Genomic DNA, 22,485 nt, shown 5'->3' on the forward strand with positions numbered 1-22,485 from the left:
TATGTCTTTACTCGACTATTTCAAAAGCAAGAAAAAGCCTAGCACTGCGGTAATGGCAAAAGAGCGCCTACAGATCATCGTGGCTCATCAACGTGGACAAAGGGACACTCCCGATTATTTCCCACAGATGAAACAAGAGATCATTGCCGTTATTCGCAAATATGTGCCGATTTCTGATGATCAAGTTTCTGTGCAGTTAGATCAAAACGACGCCAACCTGTCGGTACTCGAGCTTAACGTCACTTTGCCTGACAGATAAGTCGATGATACAAAAAATGTCATCTTCAATTGAAGATGACATTTTGGTGTGGATGTTTTTCAGCAATGGATTCAAGTACGAAATATTAAGCACTAGACCTGAAGCTTTGCTAAAGCCTCAGTTGCTAATTCCCCTCGCCAACCGCATAACACTGCCGGTAAATCCCCTTGTTGCTTATCCCAACGCCATTGCAAAAACTCATGGATATGACGTTTAGAACCGAGCATTTCCTGCGGCACATCATGCTTTTCGCATAATTCGACCAAACAGCTTTTAATCGCTTTAAAGGCCGATTTGTAGCCTGATTTTAACGCCAATACATCCACTAACTCGGGTAAATTAACCAAATCCGCAGTTTGTAGCACACGTAATAAATCTTTGCCGTGAATGCGTTTTTCCTGTTCGGTCAAGTCATTGAGCTTAAACAAATCAGCCGAAGTTTTAGGTTGCTTCTTCGCTAATGCAATAAGACCATGATCTTTGATCACAAAACCTAAGGCTAAATCACGGACTAAGGCTTTTTCAAGGCGCCATTTGGCGAGCACTTTAAGGTAAGCCAATTGAATTTCAGTGAGTTGAAAAGCATTTTTCACTTTCAAATAGGCTGTATCAAGATCAGGATCGGCAAGCCTGCCCTGAGTCATCCTTTCCCCTTCCTCGTATAACCAAGCTAAACGCCCTTGGGCGCAGAGTTTCGCTTCCAGTTGAGGATAGAGCTGATACAAATACAGGACGTCATTGGCGGCGTAGCTTAACTGGGCTTCCGTTAAAGGACGACGGATCCAATCTGTACGCGACTCACCTTTATCGATCACTTCACCAAGGCAAGTTTCAACTAACTTGGCATAACCCACACCGTGGCCCATACCACACAAAGAGGCGGCAATTTGGCTATCAAACAAAGGCGTAGGCTGACATTTGCCGTAGTGGGCAAAAACTTCTAAGTCTTCACTGCAGGAATGCACTAGCTTAACGATATTCGGGTCCGATAACAGCGCCCAAAATTGGGCTAAATCAGGTAAAGCGACCGGATCAATCAAAGCTAAGGTTTTACCATCATAGGCTTGGATCAAACCTAACTTGGCATAATAAGTACGAGTACGAACAAACTCGGTATCTAACACGAGTATCTTACTCTGTTTATATTGGGCAACGAGGGCATTAAGGCTTGCTTCATCACTCACATATTGAAACGCTGACAAATTCTTCTCCAGATCCTGTGGGTCAATCACAGTCCATAAAAACAAAAGCCGGCAAATGCCGGCTTCAATCTTACGCGCGCTTAGCTTCGTCTCTAAGCTCTCGTCGCAAGATTTTACCCACGTTGGTTTTAGGTAACTCGTCCCTAAATTCTACCAGCTTCGGCACTTTATATCCCGTTAAATGAATACGGCAGTGCTTAATGATGTCTTCAGCGGTTAAAGATTTATCTTTTGCCACCACAAATACCTTCACTAACTCACCACTGGCGTCGTTTGGCACACCAACGGCAGCCACTTCAATCACTTTTGGATGAAGTGCAACCACTTCTTCGACTTCGTTAGGGAATACGTTAAAGCCTGATACTAAGATCATGTCTTTCTTACGGTCGACAATATAGAAGAAACCTTTCTCATCCATGTAACCAATATCGCCCGTGGCTAACCAGCCGTCAGTGTCGATCACTTTGGCGGTTTCTTCAGGACGTTGCCAATAGCCTTTCATCACCTGAGGACCTTTACCAAAAAGCTCGCCGGTTTCGCCTTGGGCTAATACCTTGCCGTCATCATTACGGATTTGGATCAGTGTCGAAGGGGCAGGAAAACCAATTGAACCGTTATAACCGTCTAAGTTATATGGACAACAGGTTAATAAGGGTGAGGCTTCCGTCAGACCATAACCTTCAAGTAAACGGGTTTTAGTAATGGTTTGCCATTTATCCGCCACGGCTTTTTGTACCGCCATGCCGCCACCGATAGAGAGTTTTAAGCGTGAGAAATCCAACTGGGAAAAATCATCACTGTTCACTAAAGCGTTAAATAAGGTATTTACCCCAGTTAATGCGGTGAAAGGATACTTTTTCAACTCAGCCACAAATCCTGGGATATCACGAGGATTGGTGATGAGTAAATTCTGACTACCTTTGTGCAAAAACAGCAGGCAATTCACGGTCAAGGCGAAGATGTGATACAGCGGCAAGGCCGTTACGACAAACTCACTGCCATCGTTTAAAGCGGGAGAATATGCACCATCAGCCTGCAATACGTTTGCGACAATATTGCCATGGGTCAACATAGCGCCTTTAGAAACCCCAGTGGTGCCACCTGTGTATTGTAAAAACGCTAAATCATCGTTAGTGACTTCAGGTTTGATGTATTGCATGCGACGACCCGTTGATAAGGTATCGCGCATTGATAAGGCATGGGGTAAATCGTATTTTGGCACTAACTTCTTGATGTACTTCACCACAAAGTTCACTAAGGTACGTTTTGGTGCACTTAATTGATCACCTAAACTGGTGATAATCACGCTTTCAACGGGAGTTTGATCGACCACTTCTTCTAAAGTGCGGGCGAAGTTTGACACCACCACAATGGCTTTAGCGCCAGAGTCAATCAACTGATGTTTAAGTTCGCGCGGTGTATAAAGTGGGTTAACGTTAACAACCACCATACCTGCACGCAAAACACCAAACAGTGCAATGGGATACTGCAACAGGTTTGGCATCATCAAGGCGACACGGTCGCCCTTTTCAAGCTTTAATTCATTTTGTAAATACGCAGCGAATGCTCGGCTGCGTTCTTCCAATTTACGATAGGTTAGCGTGGCACCCATGTTGATAAATGCAGGTTGATCTTCATACTTAGCCACCGCTGTCTCGAACATATCGACAAGCGATGAGTATTGTTCCACATTAATTTCAGCAGGCACATCTTCTGGCAAATGATTAATCCAAGGCTGATCCACTACTCTCTCCTAAATCCCCACAACTGCGGAAACAATATCCATACAAGCGTCAAGACTCGATAAATACCGAGTTAAAATACCGGCTTACATTTTATAGTTATTAATTTACTCGTCATAAATCATACGAGCGTTTTAATTTTGATCATCATCACATAAAAAAAACAAAAAACCTAGCGTCTTTTTTATACCCATATAAGCAACCTATTAAACGAATTTGCGGATCAAACGTGCAACGCCTTCGGCATTGTCCATATGCACATGATGATCGCCCTCAATTATGTGCTCAGACAAATGCTTGAACCACGTTCTGGCCTTAGGTATCGCGCTCTGCAACTGGCTAAATCCCTGTTTGCCACAAATTAATAAGGTTTCGACATTGATATCCTGCATCAAGGCATCAACTTGGGCGAAGGTTAATCGTTGGGGTGAATCTAATCTTAATCGAGGATCACTACGCCAACCTATGCCATCACCTTCGGGCTGCATATTACGATCGAGCAACAAACGACACCAAGGTTCGGCAAGTCCTGTTAAATGTGCCCTCGCCCGCACCGCAGTATCTATACTGTCGTAAATCTTTGCCTGCCCATGCTTCTGAGTTAAATACTTCTCATGCTGATAGAAGCTTTTTTTCAATCGCGCCTTAGCTTGCGTTGGCAACTCAGACAAGGGGCTTAACGCTTCAATCAATACCAGCTTGTTAACCTTTTCGGGAAATGTCGCCGTGTAAGCTGAGGCGATTATACCGCCAAGCGAATGCCCAATCATTGCCGCTGGCTTTTGCGGTAATGCCGTTAACAACGCGTCTAAATCATACAAATAATCAATCCAATGCAGCGGATAGTGTCCCGGCCTATGTGCAGAAAAGCCGTGTCCTGGCCAATCAATGGCGAGCACTTGATAATCGAGTAAATGCGCTGCTAAGGGTTCAAAACTGTTGGCGTTATCTAACCAACCATGTAAGGCAAGCAATAAAGGTTTATCCTTCGCCCCCCATAATCGGCCCGCGACCGTAATATGAGGTAATACAAATTCGATTTGATTTTTGGGGGCGAAAGATTGCCACATAATGCCTCTGATGTCAGGTAATTAAGATGATTTTTTGACAAATTTAAGTGTCATACGGTCACTTTCACCGATCGCTTGGTATTTTTCTTTATCGGTATCACCCAAGGCAAAAGAGGGCGGTAGCGTCCAAACACCTTTGGCGTAATCTTTCGTATCTTTGGGGTTCGCATTGATTTCTGCACTTTCAACTAAGGTAAAACCTGCTTTTTTGGCTAAAGCAACCATAGCGGCTTGATCCATATAGCCAGTGCTGAAGTTCATTCCTTCGTTGGCTCTATGCTCTACCACGCCAAAGATACCGCCGTCCTTCAACACTTTATAAGACGCGGCAAACACGTTTTCCAATTGATCTGTTGATGCCCAGTTATGTAGATTTCGGAAGGTTAATACCAGATCAGCACTACCATCAGCGCCTAAATCCATCTTATGTGGAGGATCGAAGGTAACAATCTTAGCATTGCCCATGACGTCTTTATTGGCCGTCATCCACGCAGCATACTTAGTACCCGCGTTCGCGCGATAACGATTTCCGGGAGTATCTGTCGCAGGAGCCGTTTCGAAACTGGCTGCGATATATTGGCCCTCTTTAGCAAGATAAGGCCCTAATATTTCACTGTACCAGCCATTACCCGGCCAGAGTTCAATCACAGTCTGTTTTGGGGTAATGCCAAAAAAAGTTAAGGTTTCAGCGGGATGACGATAAACGTCACGGCTGGCATTTTTGGCCTGACGAAAATCGCTTTTTAAGACTTTATCTAAGCTTTCATCGGCATAGGTAACACTCGAACATAAACCAGCAAGCAGCAGACTGGCAACTAAGGTGACTTTTTTCATTGTAATTCTCCATGGATACCGAAGGCTTAACCTAGCAGCCAATGGCCAAAAATCCAAGGAATAGAAGTCGGAAAACTAAGCTTTAAGCGACATAAGTGGTTATAGCTCAAAGTGATGAGCAAAATCACCTTTACCTAAATCAACAAAGTTCAAAGCAGAAACACGATGGGGAAAACACTAGACGACTGAGGCATTAAACAAGCTTGAGAACTAACGACTTGCGGCATTATCTACGCGGCGCCACGCAAAATACAAAGCGCAGGCACTGGTTAATAACCATAATCCCACCCAAATCCACGCGGGGATCCAAGAACGCTCGGCCAACATCACTGCATCACCTTGACCATCAAGCCCGAGCAACACAGTCGGACTCGCAAGTGCATTAAGCATGATCATCAAGCCAATAATACGCAAAAACTGGGTCAACATTTTGTTTTGACTGAGTTTAAGCGGTAACAACAAAATAATAGTCAGCACAGCTAAAATCGCTAACGTGAGAATATCCCTGCCCCAAAGCAAGCCGCTTAGCACAACTAAGGCACCTAGCAAGGCAAAACTCACGCGGATCCCCTTTGGCCAAGTTGCTAATAAATAGATTAAATATCCCCAACAGGCCGCACCAAAATACCCTGCAAAGCCAATAAACATCGGCGAGCCGCCTTGGCTAAAACAAAATCCTGCTCCATTCGGAAACAACTGAATATGGCTGACCACGCCCGAGCTTAAAATCGTTGCAATGCCATGGGACAGTTCATGAAAATAGCTTTCAAGCCATTTAAACGGCACGCTCAAATAGGGAATTCGAGTTATCAATAAAGCTAAAACTAGCTCGATAATAAACAAACCACGGCTTGGCACACCACTTGTGGCTAAGCCTGTCAGTTTAGAAGAGGAAAATCGCGAGGTTGAACGGGAAGACGTTTTTTGATGCTCAAGCATACAAGTCCACACCCACCATTTGCTGAATTTCATCGCGTTTGGCGGCATGTTGGGTTTGTAAATATTGGGCAATCGCTCCCTGATGGCCACGCGTATCTTGCTCATACTCGAGGTGCGCACCAAGCCTTGACTGTAAATTTCCCGCTGCGTTTTTACTTTTAGGCTGAGTTTCTAAACTAAGGGCTTCAACGGCATCTTGCTCAATCACTGGGCGTGACGATTCAGGCGCAGTCAGCCCCTGAACGATAGCGGGTCTATTACTCGCTACAGCATTCATCAAACTCATTTGATTCACATTAACTTGCATCAAGAAGCCTTAAGTTTGCACTATTCATCGTTAAGCCATTCATAGTTAAGAATGCTTAGCAGTAATTGCCTGAGATTCTATCGCAGATACTCAGGCAAAGAACAGCTTATTCACGGCCGGGTAACTTTTTCCATGTGACTGTATCACGTAAGTACACAGGTTCAAGCTCATCGACCGAGGTTATCAGTCCTGCTTTGATGCCTGCTTCAGCCAATATCAGCATAGCCTTTGCATCGGGATATTTCACGGCCTCGAGAGCTAAAATCCCCTTGCCGAGTGCCAGCAAATCGGGATAAGCATCAAAACCTGTGCCGCAGCCCACAATTGGCGCTTGAGTATCGAGCTGAAGTAGTACGTCCGCAGGCGCACTGACCACTTCTTTACCGACAAGCGTTGCAATACCATCAACGGCCACAAACTGGCCCCAATACACTTCGCCCATGCGCGCATCAATGGCGCACAAAACTTGCTCGGCTTGATGCTGGCTAATCGCCATTTGTGCCATTGCCGCTAAGGTTGAAATACCAATCACAGGCAAATCTAACCCCAGTGCCAGACCTTGCGTCATGCTAGTGCAGATACGGATCCCCGTAAAACTGCCAGGGCCTCGTCCGTAAGCAATCGAAGTCACTTTATCTAAGCGAATGCCCGCTTGCTTGAGCACTGAATCGACCATAGGCAGCAGACGTTGACTGTGTTCACGCGGTGCATCGGCAAGTTCAGCATAAATCTGACCTTGGTATTGCAGCGCAGCTGAGCAGGATTCGGTACAAGTGTCTAAGGCAAGAATACAAGCAGAGTGTTCATGTGTTATTGTCATTTCAAAACCGGATTAGCGGGCAAGATTTCGCATCAAATTTACATAATCTGTATTGCGCGAATATGCCATGAGAAAACTGGCGCAAATAATAACATCAAATGCCCGAAAACAAAGGGCTAAGCAAGCAAGTCAGCTAAAATAGCGCTCGCATGATATTCAGTCGCAAATCTGGACGAGATGAATTTATGTGATCTGAGTCAATGATCAATAAACTCATTAATGAATATAGCTCGCTTGGGGAAACTTTTTCAACTTTGATTGTCAGAGCAGAAAAGTAAGGGGCGAATTTATCCCTTGCCATTACCTTAGTATTGTACGATTGCTTTAACCCGCTTTCGATAAGGACATTTCATGTTAAACACGCCTCCATTGCGTCGATTAAGACGCTTACGTAATTCAGAAGCAATGCGCGATCTGCTGCGCGAAACCCATATTTCGCTGAGCGATCTTATCCATCCCCTGTTCATTGAAGAGCACATCACCCATGCAGTGCCTATCTCCACGCTACCTGGCATCAGCCGTTTACCTGAGAGCGCACTGGCGGATGAAGTTTGCGAGCTTTACGCCCTCGGGATCCGCTATGTGATGCCCTTTGGGATTTCCCACACTAAAGATGATAAGGGCAGCGATACATGGGACGACAATGGTTTACTCGCCCGTATGGTGCGCACCATTAAAGCTACCGTGCCTGAGATGATGGTGATCCCCGACATTTGTTTTTGTGAATACACAGATCACGGCCATTGCGGCGTCGTACACAATAATGAAGTCTGCAACGACCTCACCGTCGAAAATTTAGTTAAGCAATCGATAACGGCCGCCAAAGCGGGCGCCGATATGTTAGCACCATCGGCCATGATGGACGGTCAAGTGAAAGCCATTCGCCAAGGGCTCGATGCCGCAGGTTTTGAGTATGTGGCGATTCTGGCCCACTCGGCAAAATTCGCCTCTTCCTTCTACGGTCCTTTTAGAGCCGCGGTCGATTGTGAACTCAGTGGAAATCGCAAGGGATATCAACTGGATTATGCTAATGGTCGTCAAGCCCTGTTAGAAGCCTCATTAGATGAAGCCGAAGGCGCCGATATCCTGATGGTTAAACCCGGCACACCCTACTTAGATGTGCTCAGCCGTTTAAGACAAGAAACCCACTTACCACTCGCCGCCTATCAAGTCGGCGGTGAATATGCGGGCATTAAATTTGCCGCCCTTGCGGGCGCGTTGGATGAGCGTGCGGTGGTGACTGAAACGTTTATCGGCTTAAAGCGGGCGGGTGCAGATTTGATTGTCAGCTATTACACCAAACAATACGCCCAATGGTTAACTGAAAGCCGATAGTTGCGTCGGTAGCTAATCAAAAGTTACGCTAATCGTTAAACCGATAGCTAAGCGGCTTGTTAAGAGAACAACTAGGTTTTGCACTTTAGAAACCCCATAAAAAAACGCCACCTTTATCGGTGGCGTCTTTGTATTTAACACCCTATTCACTTAAACCTTCTGCAATCTTGCAAACAAGGCTTTTACTTTTTCGACTTTAGGACGCACGACCATCTGACAATAGGGCTGCTCACCGTGTAAAGCGAAGTAGTCATTGTGATAATTTTCAGCGGGATAAAAAGTATCAAACACTGAAACTTGGGTCACTATCGGCGCATCAAAAACCTTGGCTGCTGCTAACTGAGTCAGCATAGCGGTAGTTTGCTCTATCTGCTCAGCATTATGAGTAAACACCACGGAGCGATATTGTGGCCCCTTATCATTACCTTGACGATTAAGCGTGGTCGGATCATGGCTCTCAAAAAAGACCTGTAATAGCGTCGTAAAATCAATTTCCTCAGGGTTGAACTCGATATGCACAACCTCAGCATGGCCGGTTTGGCCCGAGCAAACAGATTTATAATCGGCATCATGGGCTTCGCCGCCGACATAACCTGAAGTGACATTCACCACGCCCTTTAGGCTTTTAAAAATCGCTTCGACGCACCAAAAACACCCAGCACCAAAAGTTGCAAAGTGATTCGGTGCTGGTTCAACAGCGTTATCCATCCCTTTGAAAACCATAGAAACTGAGTTAACACAGTGACGGATATTGTTAGGTGTTAACATTTCACCTTCAAAGACATGCCCCAAGTGACCGCCGCACTGGCTACAAACAATTTCAGTTCTGCGGCCGTCAGCGTCTATATGGCGGGTTACAGCGCCAGCAATTTCATCATCGAAGGCAGGCCAGCCACAATGGGCATTAAATTTATGCTCAGAGCGATACAAGGGGGCATGGCATTTTTTGCATAAATACAACCCCTTAGCATCGTGCTCATAATACTCACCACTAAAGGGGCGTTCAGTGCCTTTCTCTTCGATAACATAGCGTTCAAAATCGGTCAGTTTATTCATATTAATGCCCTTTCGACTCACGTCGTTGTGTATTTCGATATTCTTTGATTAAGAAGCTGATTTATAAGGAAGCCAACATAAGACCCACTCCAAGCAAGATTTCTTGCACTCGGCTTCAAAATGCGGCTGACATCAATCCAAGCACAACAAATCTAATGCCCATACTAACGGATTTGGTGACTAAAATCTTACCACTCAAGTAAGTACTAATATAAGTGCTCATATACTCATATAAGCAACTGCATAAATGACGGAAAATACGGCAGTTGCTCCAGATCACAGTCGCTGAGTATTTGCACCCACATCAGTGCACGGCTACACTTGCAGCGGGTCAAATTACAACTAAATATAACAAGTAGAAACCAAAATGAAATTAGAAACCATTGATTACCGCGCTGAAAACAGTGCCCAGCAATTCGTTGAATCACTTCGGGAAACTGGCTTTGGTGTTTTATCTAATCATCCGATTGATAAGCGCTTAGTTGAAGACATCTACACCGAGTGGCAAGCCTTTTTTAATTCAGAAGCCAAAAACGACTATATGTTTAAAAAAGAAACCCACGACGGTTTCTTCCCAGCGTCGATTTCTGAAACCGCCAAAGGCAACACAGTCAAAGACATTAAAGAGTACTACCACGTGTACCCTTGGGGCCGTATCCCCGATTCACTGCGTGCCAATATTCTCGCCTATTACGATAAAGCCAACGCACTGGCCGCAGAACTTTTAGAGTGGATTGAAACCTACTCACCAGAAGACGTAAAAGCCAAGTTTTCGATACCATTGCCAGAAATGATCGCCAATAGCCAAAAAACCTTACTGCGTATTCTGCATTACCCACCGATGACGGGCAGTGAAGAAATGGGCGCCATTCGCGCCGCGGCACATGAAGATATCAACCTTATCACAGTATTACCTGCTGCCAATGAGCCTGGATTGCAAGTGAAAGCCAAAGATGGCACTTGGTTAGATGTTCCAAGCGATTTTGGCAACATTATTATCAATATCGGTGACATGTTACAGGAAGCCTCTGGCGGCTATTTCCCATCAACGTCACACCGCGTCATCAATCCTGAAGGTACGGATAAAACCAAGTCACGGATCTCTTTGCCGTTATTTTTACATCCAAACCCTGCTGTAGTGCTATCGGATCGTTATACCGCCGACAGTTATCTGATGGAAAGATTGCGCGAACTAGGGGTAATCTAAGCCTTAATTCAGCCTATTAATCCAAGTAACAATCGCAAGAGACAGTCAAGGATTAAGCGATTAAAGCGCCTTAGGGCGCTTTTTTTATGACATTCGCCACCTTCAAGGTAGAATAGCCGTTCTTTAAGTTATTTAGGACAAGGCGTTATCATGGCAATTCAGTGGTATCCGGGGCATATGCACAAGGCACGCAAGGAGATTGAAGAGGCAATGCCTCAGGTCGATCTTGTTATCGAAGTGCTGGACGCGCGTATTCCCTACAGTAGCGAAAACCCCATGGTGGCTCAGCTTCGAGGCGACAAACCTTGTATCAAACTGCTCAATAAATCTGATCTGGCCGATCCAGAGATCACCGCACAATGGATTGAATACTTAGAGCGTGAGCAAGGCGTCAAAGCCACGGCGATCACAACGCTGCAAGCGGCAATGGTGAAAAAAATCCCTGATCTCTGTCGTAAGCTAGTGCCAAGTCGCGATAAAACCGAAAAAGACATTCGCACTATGATCATGGGAATACCCAACGTTGGGAAATCTACCATCATCAATACCTTAGCTGGCCGTGTTATCGCCAAAACCGGTAACGAACCTGCGGTAACTAAAACCCAGCAACGGATCAATTTACGTAACGGTATCGTGCTGTCGGACACCCCGGGTATTTTATGGCCCAAAGTGGATAACGAAGCGAGCAGCTATCGCCTTGCCGTCACTGGCGCGATTAAAGATACGGCGATGGAATATGAAGATGTGGCCCTGTTCGCCGCCAAGTATTTCTTAACCGCTTATCCAAAAGAGATTTGTGAGCGCTATAACTTAAGTGAATTACCAAAGGATGATGTCGCACTTCTCGAGGAAATCGGCCGTAAACGTGGAGCGCTACGTCCCGGTGGTCGCATCGATATGCACAAGGCATCAGAGTTATTACTGCATGAATATCGCTCGGGGAAAATAGGCTTACTCTCGCTAGAAACGCCTGCGATGGCAGAGCTTGAAAAGATTGAAGTCGCCCGTATCATGGCCGAAAAAGAAGCAGAGAAAGAAGCCAAATTGGCAGCAGAGAGACTTAAACGTTCAGGCAAACGTCATAACGACTAGTCAACCCGCCACTCTGCATTTGGAATATAAGGCGCAGAGTTTGTTAAAGACGTTAAAGACGTTAAAGACAAGACGCTGATGACTTTTATATTCCAGCTTATGGCGCTCATTCATCAATGTTTAAAGTTAAAGCCAGTATATTGAATATACTGGCTTTTTTATTATCTGAAACGAAATTTTCGCGTTAAAAAACACTTTTACGCCAATGACTTCTGCGTGCCTGATATAAGCTCTCAATATCAGCCAGTCATCATCCTCTTGGCACAATACACCAAGGAGCCATCTAGGGTTTGACTGCACGGCAAAGGTGCTTTAGTCGCGGGATGGATCTACCACTTCTTTCAAGTTTTCTAATGGTACCCACCCTGATTCTTCACTGACAGCTTTTATACACCATACCCAGCCATTCAACATTCGTGTGCCAATGAGTTGTTCCCCTTCATGCACATTAAGTTCTCTTGCCGTATAATCCTCAAGCGCCAGTCCGTTGGAATTTTTTAGGCGCTGAATCACTTGACCAGGAACCCAACCAGCATCTTGCCCCGGCGTAGTGCAAAGGAACCAGAGATCCCAGCCTTCAGGACCTGCATATTTGTCTCCAACGGTAAGAGAATCACCTTTTTTGAACGTAATGGGGTTAGGAAACTCACTTTCATGTGGATTGACAACGATATATTTCTTAGCAGTCATTTTTTTCAGCTAACCTTTTGATAAGTAATCGTAAAAATTAACTTTATTCGCTTATTAAAGTACGCCCAATTAACGCTCAGTTTGAGTGAAACTTATCAGTTTTCTATCAGACATACAATCCGACAACACACGCATGCACAGTTTTCAAACTAATTATCAGCATAAAAAACTGTAATATTTTGATTTTAAATACGATGACAATAAACTGCATTATGAGTAGGAAAATGCCAGTTAGCGTAATATGAAGGTATATTTAGTTAGCCAAAAACCGCGCCAATTTGCACGCGGTTTTCAATGGAGACTAACAGCAAGCCAATGAATAGTTAAAAATTTTTAACTTATTTTAAGGTCTTCCAAAACATGATCTGCTGCCTGGAATGCCAATGCTGCCAAAGTGAGGGTTGGATTACCCGTTGCAACCGTTGGAAACACTCCGCTACCCACTAAAAACAGATTGCTATGATCCCAAGATTGCTGACGAGGATTCACCACCGATGTATCTCTGCAGTCCCCCATTCGATACGTCCCCACAATGTGTCCAGCACCGTAAAACGTAAAATTATGGCCCTGATATTCAAAATTATTCGACGTTACTTGACTCTTATCACCATAAAATACCGGCGCAGGCGGAGCCTTGGTATATTCCCGCGCATCAAGGGCGTCAAAGAGTTTGGTCGAAATATCTTTAGCCGACACGAACGCATTGCGCACATAATCCTCGCGTACACGATAGGTTAATTTGGGGCGCGGCAAACCTAAGTTATCTTTCAGCGTCTCCGACAACTCGACACGGTTTTCCGGATCAGGTAATTGTTCAATTAAATAGCCCATACGAATTTGCCGTGTGTAAATACCATTCAAGGTATTCACCAGTGAGGCACCAAATAAGGCGCTATTCGCAGACATGGCGGGATCAAACCGTAATGGAATCCCCTGCTGATTGACAGAATCCCCATTTAATTGCGAATTATTTTGCCCAAATACAAAATCAGCTAAGGTCGTGAATGGATCATTTGCTGCCCACTGCCAACCTTCATTGCCGATTTCAATACGATAGGCGGCACGGTCTTTACGAAAGGCGCCATCACGTAAACTTTCTATACCCGCAGTAGATAAAGGCCCCCGAAAACCATAGACAGGATCTTTCGCCAGACCCCAGGCCAAATACATAATGTGATCCATCAAATTACGCCCCACTTGATCGCTATGGTTGGCGACGCCGTTCGGACAGGCTTTATTACGTTTAGACATGAGCAATAATTTAGGCGTCTCAATCGCGTGAGCTGCAATCACATATTTTTTACCCGTAACGGTACCGCCGCCCGTCGCTATCCCTCCGTGAGTTTGATAGGTCACATAATCAATACCAACAACATCCTTTGTATTTTCATCCACTTGAACATTTGTCGCAACATGACGATAAAACACATCAACATTGCCGGTTTGCAATGCTCGCCCGAGCGTCACAGTGGCATCGTATTTGGCTTGGATAGGGCAAATAGGAATACAATTCGTATTCCCCGCACATTGACGACGTTCACCCGGTAATGAATTGCGCCCCTGGGGGGTTGGCGTGACTGACAATTGAATATTGTCGTACACCATATCGCTCACAGCTTGTTCATATTGTTGATCAACTAAAGATGAAACAATGCCAGGCATTGGGTAATCGTAATTCGGCCCATAAACACCATCCGGTGAAACATTAAATCCGCGATAAAGCTGATCCATCGCCTCTTTGTCACCGGCGACGCCAATCTCATTGGTCGCCTGTTCATAGTAAGGAACCAGCGCCTGATAAAATTGTTTTCCACCGGGCCAATCCACACCCTGCTTATACTGGGTTTGCAACTCAAAATCATTGGGCAATAGATGCAAACTGGTTCCTAGCCAATGCCAAGTTGTGCCGCCGCCAATACGCTCATAGGAACTCGCAAAAGCAAACTTTGCTTCAGGGCTGTCAGGTTTCAAATGCTCAGACTGCGGCGTGTAATCGAAATAACATTGCTTTGGATTGCGCCATGCGCCAATTTGCAACACGGTATAACGCGGCACATTCTCCTTCGCGGGATCAGGCAATCCGAGTGGATTATCCGCCGTCGATGCCGCTGGATTTTGCGTGGTTGGAGGATAAGGTGACTCTGGTGTTTTAGCATTGGCTTTAAAAAAGGTTTCCATGTAACCACTGCGGTCAACCGGCACTTCCTGCCCTGCTTCGAGGATTAATACTTTTTTCCCCGCCATCCCCAGTTGATAAGCCATGATAGAACCGGCAATACCTGATCCCACAATAATGACATCGTAATTGGTTTGAGTGCTCATACAGCACCTCCTTGATGACCCGTATATGCCGACAGTACAGCGGGTGGTTTCGCCCAATAGCCATAGCGATAATTTGAATCCCCCATCGGATGAGCCTGCATAACTTGCCAAACTAAACCTGTGGTATAACTTTTTGCCGAAATCATATCGCTAACCGTGGTTTCCGGCTCTGTATCCGTCGCGGGAATAATGGTTGGCCATGCACCTGAGTACCACATAAAAATCAATTTACGACAGGCCAACACAAAATTAGCCCCGTTATCTGGCGCCAGCATTTGCGTGCCAATTTGTTGATCTAATAATTGCTGCGCTTTTAACGCCGCAAATTTTTGCAGAATAGTTGTAACTAAAGTTAGGTCCTTCGATTCTTCGGTTATTTTTTGCGTAAACACGGCTAAGTATTCGGATTTAATATCCACGGGATCCAATGTCGGGGCAATAATACTGGTAGCAAAGCCGGTTAATACCGCGCTCAAACCAATAAAATTATTCATAGTATCGGCAGTCGCGCCTGTAATATCAGTCATGATGAGTTCCTTTCGTAAATTATTGCGCGCGTTGCAGCAAGTAAGTGAAATCAGCAAAATTACCGTTAGTGGTTGCCGCATTATTGTGACAAGCCATACAGCTACTTGATGTTTGCTTTACCGAACCTTGGATATAAGTTTCGAGCGTGGTGTTCGCTAAAAATGAGGGAGCAGGCACGCCCGTTGGATCGGTGGGATTTTTGGCATCGGTAGGCCATTGCGTACTGATCAATTCGTAGTTCTTCCATACCGATCCCGGCACTACAGCGTCGAGTGCTGCGTGATAACTGGCATTTAAGGCTTTAGCGTCGGCAGTGATAGGAATGACGCGTTCCACTTGAGTTGGTTTAGTGTGCGGGTTTGCCGGATCCCAGGGGCGTGCTGGTGGTTCATTCACTTTGCAGTCAGTACATTTAGCATCGTAAAAATTATATGCCGACAATGATGCTGACTCACCTTGGGTTGGCGCGTTAGCGACATGCTCAAAGGTAGACCAAATCCATTGTGGTTCACCCGTGGTTTTGTGAGCAATGTGAAACCCCACTAGACCGACTTGTTCAAGCGCACACGCGGGCTTGACCCCGTGTTGCTCTTCGGGATTGTTATAAACTAGCGCATAAGTCGTATAGTAATTCGTCGCATCAAACTTGCCGCCCATTTTTATCCATGAGGCCTTAAGCATGATAGAACCTACCTGCCCGGTTTTACTGTCGCTCGCGGTAAAATCGACATCGGCATTAAACTGTTTCTGTCCTTTTTTACTGTAGAGGTTATTGTCCAAAATAAAATTGAACATGGTTTCATTGGTTAATATTTCATAACGGGTATAAAGCCCGTTTTGATCAATCAATGGACCCGTTGTAAAAGGCTCACCACTTTCATCCAACACATTCGGGGTCTTCCCTACTTGCGTTAAATAAATAGTCCCTTCAGGAATGGACTTTGGATCAATACTTTTGCAAACATCCGGCACATTATTGGACTGATCCCACCCAGGTGGTTTTACGCCATCGGGTAAAAAAATCTCCCGGCTTTCCTTCCAATGCAGCCACACGACTGGCTGGTTAGTTTTTTGCCCAATGGTAGACATAGTATTGGGTGTGCCATCGGCATTTGCTGGCCAGTTAAGTGCAATAAACGATTGCCAAGAAAAATCATCAAAATCATGTTGCAGGCTTTCGAGTGAGACTGGGGATTTTGCTGTGATTTCCAGCGGCATAACAGGGCTTAACGTGGGTAGCGTTATAGCTGCTTTTGTCTCTACTGGTGCTTCTGCATATACAGCAGCACTCATACACAAAAAAAGCGCTCTATAGCTAAAATTTTTGATAGACATGAAATTAACTCTCCTTGTTATTGGGACTTATTCAATGCTTAAAACGTTTACGACTCCACTTTCTTTAACGACTTAAAATCAGGGCTTTCACAACACCCGCCACTGCAGGCGTGATGTCACAATACAAATAGCGAACAAAACTTGACCTCAACCAAATCCCAATAAATGGGTTTCGATATTAAAATTGAAGTTTGCTGTTTTGATCGCAGTCTCTGGCTCACTGAGCAGGTCTGAACAGAATGATTGATACGGATAAATATTAACGTCTTTCATTGAAATTCCTTTTCATGATTGCGTTTTATCACGATACCTTGAGCCTAGATAATCCATTGAGGATCACCTCAAATGAAACCTAGTTATCTCAGTGGAAGGGTTAAACACTCCTGTGTTCCCGTAGTGAAAACAATTCTATGCTGCAGAAATAAAAGTAACCTTCTGAAAATATTCCATGTTAAAAGATTGTTTACGTTTCACTTATTGTCAAGCGTGAGGCAGAAGGTTTATTTTATTTGTAAAAAAGCCCGCCACACGACACGACGATAACAGCAGTAAAAGCATAATGTGATATCAAGAGTTCAACATTGATCTGAAGTCTGCGAGGGCCAAGCGTGGGCAGTGCTCCAATACTGACTAAGCGATCGTAAAATCGGTCGCAACCACGCGCGGCCTATTCTTATTTGGTAGCCATTGATTCAACAATAACTGTCAAAGTTTGGAAGATTTCGACTTGTTTTCATCATTAGATTCTGTAAAGAGTCACTCAGCATCTGATTATATGGCCCTGCTAATGACTTTATAAACACTTTGACTGAAACAGAACACAACTGGTTCTTACTGTTGAAACAGGAAATCTATTTTCTTGTACTGACGAAAACCCTAAGATTAAAAATGATGCCATTTGGGGATGCTTTGACCTACTTAGGTAGCCCTGTAAAATATGACCATGTCGTTCCACTTGTTTCCCTCAATTGAGCCGCAGCATACCTTCACAAACTTGTTATTCACCGATGTTTGTGCCCATAACCAATACATTTATACCTTTATAATTCACTTGTTCTATAGGCTTAAACCCATGATGTAAGTACAAACCTCCAGTTAAATCTTCTGTTTGAAGATATAATTTTTTCACGCCTATTTTATGTGCTAGCGATATTATCTCTTTCACAAGTTTTGAGGCGACACCCTGTCCCCTAGCCTGCTGAGTGACGTAAACACCACCAAGCCAAAATTCAAATTCTGGGTATATGTCCATTTCTCGAATTTTTAGCTCTGCTGAACCAGCAAGAACACCATTTACTTTTCCAATGATCAGAATAGGCGCGGTATCTCGATTTATTGATGCAGAGACTTTTTCAACGACTTCCTCCTTGGTATAACTACCATTGTCTTGGCACCATTCGTTGAAATACCAACTAGCTACCGTGTCTATCGCAGAGGGATTATCGGCAAGTAATGAAATTTCCATATATGTCCTTAGATGTACAACGATTTGATTTTCTTTATGAACAACATCTTACCAACTTAACCTTGTAAGGCAAGCAGCCCACAACCATTGATGTTTGTAGTCAAACTATACTGATATCTATTAATGACTTTATGATGATGTTTACTTTGCTGTGGCTTTATTGAAAGTTCGGAATGGCATGACTTCTAGGTTGAAAGTAACCTCATCACATTAGCTTTTTTATAGCCACAACTTTATTCGCCCTACTTGCATTTTAAACTTTGAAACAAGCTTTGGGGCATTTTAGAGTTAACCGATTTTAAGCACGCCACGCTTTAATCGCTTCTGTTGCTAAACCAGCTAGCTGTTTTGAAACTTCACGACCTTTGTAAATTGACGTTGTGTCTTTTGCAATTGGAACAGAATAATGAATATCGTGAGCAAGATTATTTAGATACTCGCGGCCACCACCTTCATAATTTTGCAGTTCCTGACCATTGAGCTGGATCATATAGCTATAGCCAAATGCACTCATGTTGCAATTTGCATTCAAGTACAAGCGACCTTCATGCTCCAAAAGGAACCATACTCGGTTTTCAGAATCCATTACTTTCATCGTCATCTCGCATAAGGGGATTTACCCGAACTTATCATAAAACCCAAACCGTAAATGGAAATACGCATCTCAACGGAACTTTTCGGTCAATTGATCTAATAAAGCTTCCATACTCTGCTCGAGGAGATCGAGCACTAGTTCAAAACCCTGTGCGCCGCCATAGTAAGGATCTGGTACTTCCGTTATTTGCGTATCAGCATAGGACAACATTAACTGTAACTTGTGTTGATACTCAACCGGACAACGGCTAAGCAGATCCGCCAAATTGGCATTATCCGCAGCTAGAATTAAATCAAAATGCTCAAAATCATCATTCACCACCTGCCGCGCCCGCATGCCCTCGAAACTAAAACCCCGCTTTTTACCAGCCTCAATAGCGCGGGGATCGGGCTTATCCCCTTGGTGATAACCAATAGTACCCGCCGAATCCACCTCAATATTAAGCCTGCGCTCAGCAATCTTAAAACGACAAACCGCCTCTGCCGTCGGTGAGCGACAAATATTACCCATACAAACCATCAATATTCGCCGTACACTTTGATCTTTTAACATGAATACCTCATAGCTTAGTATTATCAATAAGTTATCTAATGTGCTTAAACCTAGATGTAAACTTAATATGATAAGCAGCTTAAAACATTAATTATTTACCTATAAATACAACATGTTAAACCTAGAAATACAAAATATTCTTACGCCAAACCATTATCAAAAATAAAATGCGCGCTACGATCCGAAAGTTAAGGGGGTCACCTCAGCTAAAATATTCCCCTTGAGCCATATACATACCAAGCACGCTCAAAATTTAACCTAACCCGTAAAATATACGATAAACAGCACAGAAACAAATTAGCCTCCTTGCTAAGGATTTTTTATCGACTAGGTTTATATGTCAGAGTACGGTTTAAAATAAAACTGACTGTTCACCGCATACTCGCTCAAATAAAAAATACACCACAAAGTACAAGAAGAGGAAAAGTAAAATGGATTTTATTGAACGAATCGATGTTCTATCAAAACGTATCCCTCAAATTGCTAATAGCCTTCAAACTGAGGAAGCGACTAAGAATGCCTTAGTCATGCCATTTTTGCATACAGTTCTAGGATATGATGTTTTTAATCCTAGCGAAGTTGTCCCAGAATTTACGGCAGATACTATAGGTAAAAAAGGTGAGAAAGTTGACTACGCATTAATTAAGGAAGGTGAAGTGCAAATCCTTATTGAATGCAAAAAGTACAATGAAAAGCTGTCCATAAAGCATGCGTCACAACTATTTCGTTATTTTTCTGTCACAAATGCACGCTTAGCTATTCTTACAAACGGTACTGAATATCAATTTTATACCGATCTTGATGCTCCTAACAAAATGGATGAAAAACCATTTCTAATCTTAGATCTTGAAAATATTGATGAACACTTAATTCCTGAAGTTAAAAAGCTGACTAAAAACTCGTTCGACGTTAACTCAATAGTCAGCGCGGCAGGAGAACTAAAATACTTGAGTCAGATAAAACGTATTATTAGTGAGCAATTTAAAGAACCTGAAGAAGAGTTTATTCGCTTTTTTGCCTCAAGGGCTTATGATGGGGTTCTTACACCTAAAGTAAAACATCAATTTGCTGAAATTACTCATAAAGCACTAAGACAATTTCTCAACGACAGCATTAATGAACGTTTAAAATCCGCTATTGGCAATGATAAACCAACTGATGAAAACAAAAATTTAATCGATACCCCAATCCCATCCAATGATGAAAAAATTAAAGTAGTTACTACTGAAGAAGAAATTGACGGTTTCAATGTGATAAAAGCTATATTGAGGCAAAAAATAGAAGTTAATCGAATCATCGCAAGGGATACCCAAAGTTACTTTGGCATACTATTGGATGATAATAACCGAAAACCCTTATGCCGCTTACACTTCAATGCTAAAAAAAAGTATCTAGGATTAGTGGATGAAAATAAAAATGAAACTCGTCATCCTATTAACTCTGTAGATGATATTTTTAATTTCAGTGAACAACTATTATCGACAGTCGCCTATTACGAATAATACTATCAAAATATCAATTGCGCATTACTCAGCGTAAAGACTTATGCGCAATTTGATTTACTAGGAACGGCTACTCAGTTTCAACATCGGTTCTTACCCGTAAAAAACTGGCAAACCGCGGTAAACCGTTAACGGTAAGCCCAAGGTATTTATAGGTGATAATAGTGCCCACAGCGGGGGGATGTTGGCGCTCTGCGAGACTAAAACCTGTGCCAATACTAAAAATTCGGCCGTCTGGGGTTTGCACTTTTAATGCGCCCATCTGCCCTGCAAATTGACCTTTACCAGGGATATAAGCGATAACAGTAGCTTCAGCATCATAATAAGGTTTTAACTTCATCAGATGAGGATTGCGGCCACTAATATAAGTCGCAGAACTGCGATGCAGCATCAAGCCTTCGGCGCCTTTTGCAACTAAGGCATCGAGTTTTTGATACAGGGCTTCAAGGCTTTCTACTTGGAACTGCACTATGACTTCAAGATAATTCGATTTGCCACTCAGTTCAGTCAGCGCAAATTGATAGCGATGCTGAAAGTCGCCACCCGCCTTGGGGACATCGAACACCATAAATCGCACTTTGCGCCAATCATCATCCTTAGCTGAGGTTTGTCGAACAAGACTGGACATTGCTTCAAACTGACCTCGCCCAAGCCATAATTCACCATCGAGGGGATAATTCGGAAAATTCGCAGTAAACCAAATGGGTGTGGCGATGGTATTCCCCTGCCGAGTAAATAATTCCTTGCCATTCCAGTAACCTCGAACCCCGTCGAGTTTCTCACTAATCAAAAAATTTTGAATATTAATATCTTGTGAAGTTCGAGTCGCATCAAACTCGGTAGCAAGTTGTATCGCAGGTGGTGAGGTTTGTGCGTTAACCGAAAGAGTTAAACCGCAAAGTAAAAGCAAGCTGAGCTTAAAAATACTAAAACGGATGAACTGATTAAATGTTAAATTTCGTAACGGGTTAGTATGAGTCATTCCCTTGCCCACGCTGCAATATATCCTTCATCAAGCTTAGGCCGCACGGCTAAAGTTGCACTAAAATAACCGCAAAAGTCACTAACTCCCTAAGTTAACAACGAATGTTGATGATCAAATTTGCTCAGTTAATTGTTTATGCACTTTTCATCTCAGGCTATACTGCGGCCAAATTTATGACTCAGTCAAATGTTAACAAAGACAACAGTAGGGTTTATTCCCCCTGTTTTGAATGAGCAGAACCTCAGCGCTTTGTCGCTAACGTCAATTGGAAACACTATGAAACCAGCCAATAATCACGGTATTAAGCGCATATTCAGAGCGACGGGATTTTCGATGAAGGGCCTAAAGGCCGCTTGGATCCACGAAGCCGCCTTCAGACAGGAATTAATCTTGACGATAGTCATGTTACCCGTAGCCTTATGGGTTGATATCAGCACTATTGAACGCCTTATGCTGATTTTCACGTTGTTTATCGTGTTGATTGTTGAGCTATTAAACTCGGCGATTGAAGCTGTGGTTGACCGTGTCGGCAGTGAAATACACCCGTTAAGTGGCCAAGCCAAGGACATTGCCTCGGCTGCCGTCTTTATGAGTCTTGCGCTTTGTGGATTAACTTGGCTGGTTGTATTAACGCCGCTAGTGCTTTAA

Annotated in this window: 23 protein-coding genes; 6 read left to right on the plus strand and 17 right to left on the minus strand. The window is 43.7% G+C overall.

Annotated features, from left to right (window positions below):
• The first annotated feature begins 1 nt into the window (after position 1).
• Positions 2-259, plus strand: a complete 258-nt coding sequence (minE, locus tag L5M11_RS07860; protein ID WP_028760193.1) for a cell division topological specificity factor MinE — start codon at positions 2-4, stop codon at positions 257-259.
• A gap of 92 nt (positions 260-351) precedes the next feature.
• On the opposite strand, the gene rnd is transcribed toward minE, so the two are convergent.
• The 7 genes from rnd to tsaB all read right to left on the minus strand — a co-directional run bounded on the left by rnd (position 352) and on the right by tsaB (position 7,173).
• Positions 352-1,461: a ribonuclease D gene (gene rnd, locus L5M11_RS07865; protein ID WP_263144724.1), complete on the minus strand. Its 1,110-nt coding sequence runs from the start codon at positions 1,459-1,461 to the stop codon at positions 352-354.
• 70 nt (positions 1,462-1,531) lie between these two features.
• Entirely contained in the window at positions 1,532-3,205 is a 1,674-nt protein-coding gene (fadD, locus tag L5M11_RS07870; protein ID WP_028760195.1) for a long-chain-fatty-acid--CoA ligase FadD, read from the minus strand.
• 204 nt (positions 3,206-3,409) lie between these two features.
• Complete coding sequence (locus tag L5M11_RS07875) at positions 3,410-4,273, minus strand: alpha/beta fold hydrolase (protein WP_263138284.1); 864 nt, start codon at positions 4,271-4,273, stop codon at positions 3,410-3,412.
• Positions 4,274-4,294: 21 nt separating this feature from the next.
• On the minus strand, positions 4,295-5,107 hold the full coding sequence (locus L5M11_RS07880) for a class I SAM-dependent methyltransferase (protein ID WP_028760197.1): 813 nt from the start codon (positions 5,105-5,107) through the stop codon (positions 4,295-4,297).
• A 210-nt stretch (positions 5,108-5,317) separates the two neighbouring features.
• Positions 5,318-6,046 (minus strand): M50 family metallopeptidase, encoded by a 729-nt coding sequence (locus L5M11_RS07885; RefSeq protein WP_028760198.1) that lies wholly within the window; start codon positions 6,044-6,046, stop codon positions 5,318-5,320.
• Positions 6,039-6,353: a hypothetical protein gene (locus tag L5M11_RS07890; RefSeq protein WP_263138283.1), complete on the minus strand. Its 315-nt coding sequence runs from the start codon at positions 6,351-6,353 to the stop codon at positions 6,039-6,041. The genes L5M11_RS07885 and L5M11_RS07890 overlap by 8 nt, the downstream gene beginning before the upstream one ends.
• Before the next feature lie 106 nt (positions 6,354-6,459).
• The gene (gene tsaB, locus L5M11_RS07895) at positions 6,460-7,173 is read right to left on the minus strand and encodes a tRNA (adenosine(37)-N6)-threonylcarbamoyltransferase complex dimerization subunit type 1 TsaB (protein WP_263138282.1); all 714 of its coding nucleotides are present in this window, start codon (positions 7,171-7,173) and stop codon (positions 6,460-6,462) included.
• A 351-nt stretch (positions 7,174-7,524) separates the two neighbouring features.
• On the opposite strand from tsaB, the gene hemB reads away from it, so the two are divergent.
• Entirely contained in the window at positions 7,525-8,508 is a 984-nt protein-coding gene (gene hemB / locus L5M11_RS07900) for a porphobilinogen synthase (RefSeq protein ID WP_263191815.1), read from the plus strand.
• Positions 8,509-8,658: 150 nt separating this feature from the next.
• Here the strand turns inward: hemB and L5M11_RS07905 are convergent, their stop codons facing one another.
• Positions 8,659-9,564 carry a bifunctional methionine sulfoxide reductase B/A protein gene (locus L5M11_RS07905; protein WP_263185163.1) on the minus strand — a complete coding sequence of 302 codons (906 nt, stop codon included), beginning with the start codon at positions 9,562-9,564 and terminating at the stop codon, positions 8,659-8,661.
• A 367-nt stretch (positions 9,565-9,931) separates the two neighbouring features.
• Between L5M11_RS07905 and L5M11_RS07910 the strand changes: the two genes are divergently transcribed.
• Together L5M11_RS07910 and ylqF are read left to right on the plus strand one after the other, a co-directional pair.
• Positions 9,932-10,771 (plus strand): isopenicillin N synthase family dioxygenase, encoded by an 840-nt coding sequence (locus L5M11_RS07910; protein WP_028760203.1) that lies wholly within the window; start codon positions 9,932-9,934, stop codon positions 10,769-10,771.
• Positions 10,772-10,921: 150 nt separating this feature from the next.
• Positions 10,922-11,863 carry a ribosome biogenesis GTPase YlqF gene (gene ylqF / locus L5M11_RS07915; protein WP_011919190.1) on the plus strand — a complete coding sequence of 314 codons (942 nt, stop codon included), beginning with the start codon at positions 10,922-10,924 and terminating at the stop codon, positions 11,861-11,863.
• A 312-nt stretch (positions 11,864-12,175) separates the two neighbouring features.
• Here ylqF and L5M11_RS07920 read toward each other — a convergent pair whose 3' ends face one another.
• The 8 genes from L5M11_RS07920 to L5M11_RS07955 all read right to left on the minus strand — a co-directional run bounded on the left by L5M11_RS07920 (position 12,176) and on the right by L5M11_RS07955 (position 19,350).
• Positions 12,176-12,553: an SH3 domain-containing protein gene (locus L5M11_RS07920; RefSeq protein WP_263191816.1), complete on the minus strand. Its 378-nt coding sequence runs from the start codon at positions 12,551-12,553 to the stop codon at positions 12,176-12,178.
• A gap of 333 nt (positions 12,554-12,886) precedes the next feature.
• The gene (locus L5M11_RS07925) at positions 12,887-14,875 is read right to left on the minus strand and encodes a GMC family oxidoreductase (protein WP_263185165.1); all 1,989 of its coding nucleotides are present in this window, start codon (positions 14,873-14,875) and stop codon (positions 12,887-12,889) included.
• Entirely contained in the window at positions 14,872-15,402 is a 531-nt protein-coding gene (locus L5M11_RS07930) for a hypothetical protein (RefSeq protein WP_263185166.1), read from the minus strand. Before L5M11_RS07930 ends, L5M11_RS07925 begins: the two co-directional genes overlap by 4 nt.
• Before the next feature lie 19 nt (positions 15,403-15,421).
• Positions 15,422-16,738: a hypothetical protein gene (locus L5M11_RS07935; RefSeq protein WP_263185167.1), complete on the minus strand. Its 1,317-nt coding sequence runs from the start codon at positions 16,736-16,738 to the stop codon at positions 15,422-15,424.
• Between the two features lie 147 nt (positions 16,739-16,885).
• On the minus strand, positions 16,886-17,011 hold the full coding sequence (locus tag L5M11_RS07940; RefSeq protein WP_263185168.1) for a hypothetical protein: 126 nt from the start codon (positions 17,009-17,011) through the stop codon (positions 16,886-16,888).
• A gap of 724 nt (positions 17,012-17,735) precedes the next feature.
• Positions 17,736-18,203, minus strand: coding sequence for a GNAT family N-acetyltransferase (locus L5M11_RS07945; protein ID WP_028760209.1), 468 nt, complete (start codon positions 18,201-18,203; stop codon positions 17,736-17,738).
• Between the two features lie 298 nt (positions 18,204-18,501).
• Positions 18,502-18,798 (minus strand): hypothetical protein, encoded by a 297-nt coding sequence (locus L5M11_RS07950; protein ID WP_028760210.1) that lies wholly within the window; start codon positions 18,796-18,798, stop codon positions 18,502-18,504.
• 69 nt (positions 18,799-18,867) lie between these two features.
• Complete coding sequence (locus L5M11_RS07955; protein ID WP_263191818.1) at positions 18,868-19,350, minus strand: low molecular weight protein-tyrosine-phosphatase; 483 nt, start codon at positions 19,348-19,350, stop codon at positions 18,868-18,870.
• A 431-nt stretch (positions 19,351-19,781) separates the two neighbouring features.
• Here L5M11_RS07955 and L5M11_RS07960 point away from each other — a divergent pair, with 431 nt between their 5' ends.
• Positions 19,782-20,852: a type I restriction endonuclease gene (locus tag L5M11_RS07960; protein ID WP_263181832.1), complete on the plus strand. Its 1,071-nt coding sequence runs from the start codon at positions 19,782-19,784 to the stop codon at positions 20,850-20,852.
• Between the two features lie 70 nt (positions 20,853-20,922).
• On the opposite strand, the gene L5M11_RS07965 is transcribed toward L5M11_RS07960, so the two are convergent.
• On the minus strand, positions 20,923-21,834 hold the full coding sequence (locus L5M11_RS07965) for a DNA ligase (RefSeq protein WP_263191819.1): 912 nt from the start codon (positions 21,832-21,834) through the stop codon (positions 20,923-20,925).
• Between the two features lie 279 nt (positions 21,835-22,113).
• Here L5M11_RS07965 and L5M11_RS07970 point away from each other — a divergent pair, with 279 nt between their 5' ends.
• Complete coding sequence (locus L5M11_RS07970; protein WP_028760259.1) at positions 22,114-22,485, plus strand: diacylglycerol kinase; 372 nt, start codon at positions 22,114-22,116, stop codon at positions 22,483-22,485.

Origin of the sequence: Shewanella sp. SM87, from assembly GCF_025653705.1 — a bacterium.
GTDB lineage: Bacteria > Pseudomonadota > Gammaproteobacteria > Enterobacterales > Shewanellaceae > Shewanella > Shewanella oncorhynchi.

Coding starts and splice junctions, on each gene's coding strand:
- minE (WP_028760193.1), top strand. CDS start 2: ATGTCTTTACTCGACTATTTCAAAAGCAAGAAAAAGCCTAGCACTGCG.
- L5M11_RS07875 (WP_263138284.1), bottom strand. CDS start 4,273: ATGTGGCAATCTTTCGCCCCCAAAAATCAAATCGAATTTGTATTACCT.
- L5M11_RS07880 (WP_028760197.1), bottom strand. CDS start 5,107: ATGAAAAAAGTCACCTTAGTTGCCAGTCTGCTGCTTGCTGGTTTATGT.
- L5M11_RS07885 (WP_028760198.1), bottom strand. CDS start 6,046: ATGCTTGAGCATCAAAAAACGTCTTCCCGTTCAACCTCGCGATTTTCC.
- L5M11_RS07890 (WP_263138283.1), bottom strand. CDS start 6,353: ATGCAAGTTAATGTGAATCAAATGAGTTTGATGAATGCTGTAGCGAGT.
- tsaB (WP_263138282.1), bottom strand. CDS start 7,173: ATGACAATAACACATGAACACTCTGCTTGTATTCTTGCCTTAGACACT.
- hemB (WP_263191815.1), top strand. CDS start 7,525: ATGTTAAACACGCCTCCATTGCGTCGATTAAGACGCTTACGTAATTCA.
- L5M11_RS07905 (WP_263185163.1), bottom strand. CDS start 9,564: ATGAATAAACTGACCGATTTTGAACGCTATGTTATCGAAGAGAAAGGC.
- L5M11_RS07910 (WP_028760203.1), top strand. CDS start 9,932: ATGAAATTAGAAACCATTGATTACCGCGCTGAAAACAGTGCCCAGCAA.
- ylqF (WP_011919190.1), top strand. CDS start 10,922: ATGGCAATTCAGTGGTATCCGGGGCATATGCACAAGGCACGCAAGGAG.
- L5M11_RS07920 (WP_263191816.1), bottom strand. CDS start 12,553: ATGACTGCTAAGAAATATATCGTTGTCAATCCACATGAAAGTGAGTTT.
- L5M11_RS07925 (WP_263185165.1), bottom strand. CDS start 14,875: ATGAGCACTCAAACCAATTACGATGTCATTATTGTGGGATCAGGTATT.
- L5M11_RS07930 (WP_263185166.1), bottom strand. CDS start 15,402: ATGACTGATATTACAGGCGCGACTGCCGATACTATGAATAATTTTATT.
- L5M11_RS07935 (WP_263185167.1), bottom strand. CDS start 16,738: ATGTCTATCAAAAATTTTAGCTATAGAGCGCTTTTTTTGTGTATGAGT.
- L5M11_RS07940 (WP_263185168.1), bottom strand. CDS start 17,011: ATGAAAGACGTTAATATTTATCCGTATCAATCATTCTGTTCAGACCTG.
- L5M11_RS07945 (WP_028760209.1), bottom strand. CDS start 18,203: ATGGAAATTTCATTACTTGCCGATAATCCCTCTGCGATAGACACGGTA.
- L5M11_RS07950 (WP_028760210.1), bottom strand. CDS start 18,798: ATGAAAGTAATGGATTCTGAAAACCGAGTATGGTTCCTTTTGGAGCAT.
- L5M11_RS07955 (WP_263191818.1), bottom strand. CDS start 19,350: ATGTTAAAAGATCAAAGTGTACGGCGAATATTGATGGTTTGTATGGGT.
- L5M11_RS07960 (WP_263181832.1), top strand. CDS start 19,782: ATGGATTTTATTGAACGAATCGATGTTCTATCAAAACGTATCCCTCAA.
- L5M11_RS07965 (WP_263191819.1), bottom strand. CDS start 21,834: ATGACTCATACTAACCCGTTACGAAATTTAACATTTAATCAGTTCATC.
- L5M11_RS07970 (WP_028760259.1), top strand. CDS start 22,114: ATGAAACCAGCCAATAATCACGGTATTAAGCGCATATTCAGAGCGACG.